Below are 7,632 nucleotides of genomic sequence, written 5' to 3' on the forward strand. Positions count from 1 at the left end.
GGGGGCCCACCGTGGGGGACGGGCCCGTGAGGCGCAGTCAGGAGATTGGTGGCGCGGTTCGTCTCCGGGTGACGTTCGGTTTTCGGACACGCCGTGCTCCTGACAAGCGCTGCTCCGGGAGTATTCGTGCGGTCAACCGAGGGCCGCAAGGGCATGTTTCGGCCGTGCGTGCGAGGGCGCGGCGAAGACCGGCGGGGCGGGGCCCCTCCGCCGGGGTGTGCCGGTGGGACGTGCCGTCCGGCCGTCGCGTTCCCCTCCCCCTGCGGGGCCGGTACCGGGGTGCCCGCCGGGCGGCGGGAACGGAGGGACGCCGGGCGCAGCCACGGCGCGCGGCGGCAGCGGCGCCCGGACGGGGACCGGCGCCCGCCCGCCCCGTCCGGGCCGGGGGCCGGCCGCCGCGGGCACCGGGGCGACGGGGGCTCCCGCCGCTGGTCGCGTCGGTGCGGGCGGCCCGCGGTGGCCCGTCACCGGTGCCGCGGGGCCGGGGTGTACCCGGTGCCCCGGAGCGCGGCTGCCGGGGCGCCCGCGGGGCCGGGTGCGCGCTCGCGGACGGCGGCCTTGCCGGTTGGGGCGCCGCGTCGCCGCGCGCGGTGCCGGTACCCGGCCGGCGCCACGTCGTACGGCGCCGGCCGATGTCCTGACGGCGCGTCGCGCCGGGGTGCCGGGCCGAAGTCACGTACCTCCCCCGGCCCTTCGCACCGCACGGCCCGCAGGACCGGGGCGTGGCCGGTTGCCGGGGTGACGTCACCGGTCAGGGGCCTGCCACCGGTGGTGGGGCGGTCGGCGGCGGGACGTTTCCGGCACCCGGTCGCCGTCCTCGCGTCACCTTCCGGGAACGGCCGGAAGTCGCCCCTTCGGGTGATCGGCCGGCCCGGGGGCGGGGGGTCGCTGCTCGCGCGGCGACCTCACGGTCCGTCAGCAGCCGTCACAGGGGCAGCAGCAGTCGCAGCCGCCGGGGTTGCAGTCGCAGTCGCGGCAGCAGCCCTCGCGCTTCTTGCGGGACCAAGGGCCCTCGTACTCCTTGGCGCAGCACATCCGGCAGGTGCAGAAGAGCCAGGTGAAGGCCGCGCAGCCGGCGAGGAGGCCGCGGGGCTTGGGCCGGGACGGCTCGCCGCCGGGTCCGCCGAAGCCGGGCGGCATCCCGCCGCCGTACCCGCCCGAGCCGCCGCCGTACCCACCGCCATGGCCGCCGGGACGGCCGGGGTCCCGCGGGCCCCCCGGCTGACCGCCGTACGGGTTCTGGCCGCCGTACGGGTTCTGGCCGCCCGGGTGGGGCGCGCCGTACGGGTTCGGTGTCCCGTACGGCCCCTGGCCGCCGCCCTGGTGAGGGGTGCCGTCGCCGTACCCCTGGTGCGAACAGGCCGCCGTGCCGAACGCCCGGTCCACCGACTGCCGCAGCTCGTGCGCGAGCAGCACGTGCAGGAGCTTGTCGTCCACGAATTCCGCGTCGCGCAGGGCGAGCCGTACCCCGTGCAGCGCGTCGTCCGCGAGCCGGCGGGCTTCCGCGAGCGAGGTGCCGGTCGCGGTGAGCGGGTTCCAGGCGCCGGACGCGGCGTCGGCCTCCCGGTCCTCCACGGCGTCCAGCAGGTGCGCCAGGCGCCCGAAGAGCCGGCCCGCCTCCGCCAGCGGCGCCACGTTCTGCGGCTTGCCGGCCAGTACGGCGGTGTGCGCGAAGGCGGCGGCGGTGGCCGTCTCGGTCGGCTCGGTCACCGTCAGCAGGGGCGTGCCCGGGCCGGCCAGCGCCTCGATGCCGCCCTGCCGGTCCACCGCGTCGACCAGGACGGCCGTGTCGAAGCCCAGCTCGCGCCCGGCCCTGGCACCCGCCCGGTCCCAGCCGAGGGCCACCCGGCGCGCGGCGGCGGCCATCGGACGGCGCGCCAGCAGCCCGTCCCGGTCCGCGACATGGTCCCGCACCTTCGCCGAGGCCAGCACCAGCGAGACGGCCGCCGCGAGCCGCGCGCCCTCTCCCCTGGCGACGGGCGCCGTCCGCATGGCGCGCAGCGGGCAGGGGCCCGCCGTGCGCCGCGCACCGGGCGCCCGCTCCGTCTGAGCCTCCGTCAGGACGGAGACGATGAGGCCGTCGTAGTTGGTGGCGATCCGGGCGAACTGCCCGTGGTCGGCCCGAAGTGCCAGGCAGAGCCCGCACAGATGGGCCATCCACTCCGTCTTGAGCCCGTCGCTGAGCCGGTGCGCGCACGGCCTGACGATCCCGAACATGGTGCTCCCCCGTGAGTTGTGCGTGATAAGCGGGCGGGCATCGTACCGGGCCGTGTCGTTCACCCGTACGTCCGCACGCTCACCCGTACGGCCCGAATGTCATATTTGAGTTGCGCAGGCCCCTTCTCAGGGCCCGTACGCCCGTGGAACCTTGACGAATCGCCACATCCTCTGCACCAGTACCGTCACGAATCGCTCGCGCGGCGACTGTCCACTTGGCGCGCGATCCGCATGATGGACGACGATAGGGATAGCGGAACCACAAGTGACCGCGTGAAAGGAGGCGTCCATGGGATCGGTGCGCAAGGCGAGTGCATGGCTCGGTCTCGTCGAGGACAACGACGAGCGCTACTACGACGACGAGTACGCCGAGGGTGACCGCGCCGGCGATTCCTGGGTGACCGACCCGCGGGTCCGCGTCGCCTCCGAGACCGCCCAGGAGGAGGGCCGCCGGATCGCCACGGTGTCCCCCGACGGGTTCCGGGACGCCCGCAGCATCGGTGAGCTCTTCCGGGACGGCGTCCCGGTCATCATGAACCTCACCTCCATGGAGCCCGCCGACGCCAAGCGCGTGGTCGACTTCGCGGCCGGCCTGACCTTCGGGCTGCGCGGCTCGATCGAGCGCGTGGCGACCCGGGTCTTCCTGCTGACGCCCGCGGACACGCAGATCGTCAACGGCGAGCCCGGGCCCCACACCCAGGACGGCTTCTTCAACCAGAGCTAGGCCGGGCGGCTCACCGGAGCACATGCCGGACCACGCGCCGGACCGTTCGCCGGAACGGTCACCGGAACGCGTCGAGGCCGGTGAGCGCCTTGCCCAGCACGAGCTGGTGCATCTCCACGGTGCCCTCGTAGGTGAGCACCGACTCCAGGTTGGTGGCGTGCCGCATGACGGGGTACTCCAGCGAGATCCCGTTGGCGCCGAGGATCGTCCGCGAGGTGCGGCAGATCTCGATGGCCTCCCGGACGTTGTTGAGCTTGCCGAAGCTGACCTGCTCGGGGCGGAGCGTCCCGGCGTCGAGCCGCCGCCCGAGGTGGTGGGCGAGCAGGATCCCCTTGTGCAGTTCCAGCGCCATGTCGGCGAGCTTGGCCTGGGTGAGCTGGAAGCCGCCGATGGGCCTGCCGAACTGCTCTCGCGTCCTGGCGTACTCCAGCGCCGCCTCGAACGAGGAGCGCGCGGCGCCCATGGCGCCCCAGACGATGCCGTAGCGGGCGTGGCTCAGGCAGCTGAGCGGGCCCTTGAGGCCGGTGACGCCGGGGAGCACGGCGTCGGCCGGCAGCCGTACGTCGTCCAGGACGAGTTCGCTGGTGACGCTGGCGCGCAGGGACCACTTGTGGGTGATCTCCGGTGCCGAGAAGCCGGGGGTGTCCGTGGGGACGGCGAAGCCCCGGATGCCGTCGTCGGTCTGCGCCCACACCACGGCGACCCCCGCCACCGAGCCGTTGGTGATCCACATCTTGCGGCCGTCGAGGACCCAGTCGCCGCCGTCCTTCCTGGCGTACGTCCGCATGCCCGCCGGGTCGGAGCCGTGGTCGGGCTCGGTCAGGCCGAAGCAGCCGATGGTCTCGCCCGCCGCCATGGACGGCAGCCAGCGCTGCTTCTGCTCCTCCGAGCCGAAGGTCCGGATGGCGTACATGGCGAGGGAGCCCTGGACGGAGACCAGGGAGCGGATGCCGGAGTCGGCGGCCTCGAGCTCCAGGCAGGCCAGCCCGTACTGGACGGCCGTCGCGCCCGCGCAGCCGTAGCCCTCCAGCGACATGCCGAGCGCGCCGAGCGCGCCGAGCTCGCGGGCCAGCTCCCGGATGCCGGGCAGCTCGCCCTTCTCGTACCACTCCGCGATGTGCGGCAGGACCCGGTCGGCCGCCCAGGTGCGGACGGTGTCGCGGATGGCGAGGTCCTCGGGGTCGAGCAGGTCGTCGATGCCGAGGGGGTCGCCGGCGTCGAACGGCGGGAGCTTCGCGGGTGCGGACATGGCGGGACCTCCGGGCGGCACGGGGCGGCACTAAAACTAGCGGTGTTAGTCACGCTGCGCCGCCGACGTTACGACGCCGAGTGCCGCGCGTCCAGACCCGGTGGCGGGCGCCACACCGGCGGTGTGCCCCCGGCGTGTCGATCGGGCCGGATCGCCGTGAGCCCGGCGGGACGACCCCTACGTCCCGCGGCCCGCCGTGCGCCCCGACCCGGCCGGTTCCGCCGGCTCGCGCCGCGCGGGCACGCGGGCCACCGGCGCGGCGCCAGGACCGGCGGCGCCCTGCGGCTCGGGCCACGGGTCCGTGCCGCCCAGCCGGGCGTCGATGTCCGGCCGGCAGTCCATCACCCGCGGCAGCCGCAGCGCCATCAGCGCGCCGAGCAGCAGCAGTCCCGCGCTGACGGCCAGCGTGACGTGCAGGCCGTGCACGAACGCGTGCCGCGCGGCCGTGCGCAGTGCCTCGCCCGCCGGGCCGCCGAGCTGGGCCGCCACCTGGTAGGCCTCGCCCAGCGAGTTGGCGGCGGCGGCCCCGGCGGGCGCGGGGACACCCGGCACGTGCGCGAGGCCGGGCGCGTACGCGGCGTTCATGACGCTGCCGAGCAGCGCGATCCCCATTCCGGCGCCGAGCTGGTACGAGGTCTCGCCGATCGCGGCGGCCCCGCCCGCGCTGTGCGCCGGGGCCTCGCTGAGCATCGACTCGTACGCCCCGAACAGCGTGGTCTGGAGCCCGAAGCCGAGGAGTACGAAACCGGCGGTGAGCAGCAGCGGCCGGTCGTGCTGTCCCATGAGGACGAGCAGCAGGACGGCGGCGGCGGTGAGGACGAAGCCCCAGCCCACCATCCGGCGCGGGCCGACGCGCCGCAGCGTGTACGAGCCGGTGGCGCCGGCGGCCATGGCGGCGAAGGTGAGCGGCAGCAGCCGCAGCCCGGTCTCCAGCGGGGTGAGCGCCAGGACGAGCTGGAGGTACTGGACGGCGATGAGTTCCAGGCCGACCAGCGCGAGCATGGCGAGCACGATGCAGCCGACGGAGGTGGTGAAGGCCGCGCGGGCGAACATCCGCAGGTCGACGAGCGGATGCGCGCGGCGCTTCTGCCGCCGGACGAAGAGGATCAGCAGGGCGGCGCCGAGCAGCAGCGGTGCCGCCGTCTCCGGGCCCGCGACGGGATCGCCGGCGCCGGCCCGCTTGACGCCGAGGACCACGCCCAGCACACCGGCCGCGGCCATGAGGGCACCCAGCACGTCCCAGGGGCCGTCGCCGCTGCCTCTGGACTCCGGGAGCAGCCAGCGACCCAGGGGCAGGATCAGCGCCATCAGCGGGATGTTTATGAGGAAGACCGAGCCCCACCAGAAGTGCTCGACCAGGAAGCCGCCGAGGACCGGCCCGGTCGCGGCGCCGACGGCCGCGACGGCCGTCCAGACGCCGATGGCGGTGGCCCGTTCGCGCCGGTCGGGGAAGACCGCGCGGAGGATCGACAGGGTGGCGGGCATGATCATGGCGCCGCCCACCCCGAGCAGCGCACGGGCGGCGATCAGTACGGCGGGGGTGTCGGCGAAGGCCGCGACGGCGGAGGCGGCGCCGAACAGGCCGTAGCCGGCCAGCAGCACCCGGCGGCGCCCGACCCGGTCGCCGAGCGTGCCGAAGAGGATCAGCAGCGACGCGCAGACCAGGGGGTAGGCGTCGACGATCCACAGCAGGGCCGTGGAGCTGGGGCGCAGGTCCTCGGTGACCGCGGGGACGGCGACGTGGAGGACGGTGGCGTCGAGCGCGACCAGCAGCAGGCTGACGCAGAGGACGAGCAGGACGACCCAGCGGTTGGCACCGCCACCGGTGGCACGCAGCCGTGCTCCGGCCGTGGTCGTCACGGACATGTACGTACCTCCCACAGACCACAGACGATTCTCTCGCGCTCGGTGGGCACCGGCCGGAGGGGGACGACCTCCCGGGGCCCGGCATCGACGGGCGAGCGAGCCGTCAGCGTACGCGAGTCCGGGCCGGTGGCGCGTGGCCCACCTCTCACGGGGGCAGGCGCGACGGTGTGGCGTACGCCACTGCGGCCGGCCCGTCGGGGACCGCGCCGCGCCTCGTACCGGAGGCGGCGGCCGGCCGCAGGAAGGGGGGAATTCCGGCCCCCGGCCGATTCCGGCCCTTTCCCGTGGCGGGCAAACGCGCTTCCTCCCGAGGCCCCGCGTCAATAGGGCCCCCCGACCCCCGGACTTTATGGATAAGCACACGATAAACATCCGACTGAGACACACTCCACATCACATCGTCATCACGAAGGGAGCGGATCGGCGTGGGCCGACACTCACTCCCTGTAACGTCGATTGGGTGCGTACCGACATCTTTGCCCGCTTGGACCGGGAGCCGGAACCGCCGAAGATTGAGATCCCGCGGATGAGCCGCACCCGTCTCGCCCTCTTCGGCGGGACGTCGGCGTTCTACCTCGCCATCGTGGTGGCCGTGCTCGTCTCGTCGTGGCTGGTGACCCTCGACTGGAAGGTCATGCTCTTCCGGCCGTATCAGCAGTGGCCGGAGCTGCACGCGACGCTGGACTACTTCGTGGTGCTCGGCCAGCGCGGCCCCACGGCCGTCATGGTGGCGGCCTGGCTCGGCTGGCGCTCCTGGCGGCAGCACACGCTCCGCCCGCTGCTGGCGCTGGGCGCGGCGCTGCTGGCGCTGAACGTCACGGTGGGCGCGGTCAAACTCGGTCTGGGCCGGCTCGGCCCCCACTACGCGACGCAGATCGGCTCGGCCGAGATGTTCGCGGGCGGCGATATATTCCCTTCCGGTCACACGGCCAACGCGGTGGTGACCTGGGGCATCCTGGCCTACCTCGCCACCACCCCCCGGGCCAGGCGCTATCTGTCCGCCCTCTCCGCCGTGGTGGCGCTGGGCGTGGGCCTGACCACCGTCTACCTCGGTACGCACTGGCTGAGCGACGTGTTGCTCGGCTGGGCCGCCGGCCTGCTGATCCTGCTCGGACTGCCCTGGTGCGAGCCGCTGATCGCCCGTGCGGAGGCGATGGTCTTCGCGGTACGCGAGAAGCTGCGGGCGCGCCGCCGCCAGGTGGCGTCGCTGCCCGTCGCGGCGGGCGGGCCCCGGCCGGCGGTGTACCAGCAGCGGCCGGTCGGCGCGGACGACGAGCCGGTGCGCGAGTCGGTCTCCCCGGCGGGCGGTGTCTCCCGTCCCTCGGGCAGGACCACGCTCACCCAGCCGCGTCCGCACGCCGTGGTGCGTTCGGAGCGGACCCCGGTCACTCCGGCGGGCAGTCGCCGGCCGCCGCGTTCCCGGCCCGTCACGGGCGGCTGAGGACGACGGTGCGGTGAGCACGGACAGCGGGAGGGGGCCGGACACCCCTAACGGGGGCCCCCCCCCTTCCTTGTACGAAAGGGGAGGCGTGCGGGTTCACCAAACCAACAACCCGTTAAGGGGGGATTCTCAACC

General features: G+C 74.5%; 5 protein-coding genes. 2 read left to right on the forward strand and 3 right to left on the reverse strand.

What is annotated here, in order from left to right:
* Positions 1-915: 915 nt before the first annotated feature.
* On the reverse strand, positions 916-2,217 hold the full coding sequence (locus tag AC07DW_RS25100) for a proline-rich domain-containing protein (protein WP_478859934.1): 1,302 nt from the start codon (positions 2,215-2,217) through the stop codon (positions 916-918).
* Positions 2,218-2,506: 289 nt separating this feature from the next.
* Between AC07DW_RS25100 and AC07DW_RS25105 the strand changes: the two genes are divergently transcribed.
* A complete protein-coding gene (locus tag AC07DW_RS25105; protein ID WP_478859935.1) occupies positions 2,507-2,941 on the forward strand; it encodes a cell division protein SepF in 435 nt (144 codons plus the stop codon).
* Between the two features lie 58 nt (positions 2,942-2,999).
* On the opposite strand, the gene AC07DW_RS25110 is transcribed toward AC07DW_RS25105, so the two are convergent.
* Positions 3,000-4,190 (reverse strand): acyl-CoA dehydrogenase family protein, encoded by a 1,191-nt coding sequence (locus AC07DW_RS25110; RefSeq protein WP_478859936.1) that lies wholly within the window; start codon positions 4,188-4,190, stop codon positions 3,000-3,002.
* 177 nt (positions 4,191-4,367) lie between these two features.
* The gene (locus AC07DW_RS25115; RefSeq protein WP_478859937.1) at positions 4,368-6,056 is read right to left on the reverse strand and encodes an MFS transporter; all 1,689 of its coding nucleotides are present in this window, start codon (positions 6,054-6,056) and stop codon (positions 4,368-4,370) included.
* Between the two features lie 460 nt (positions 6,057-6,516).
* On the opposite strand from AC07DW_RS25115, the gene AC07DW_RS25120 reads away from it, so the two are divergent.
* Positions 6,517-7,497, forward strand: coding sequence for a phosphatase PAP2 family protein (locus AC07DW_RS25120; RefSeq protein ID WP_478859938.1), 981 nt, complete (start codon positions 6,517-6,519; stop codon positions 7,495-7,497).
* Positions 7,498-7,632: the final 135 nt, after the last annotated feature.

The sequence above is a fragment of the Streptomyces sp. NPDC045701 genome, from assembly GCF_056432045.1.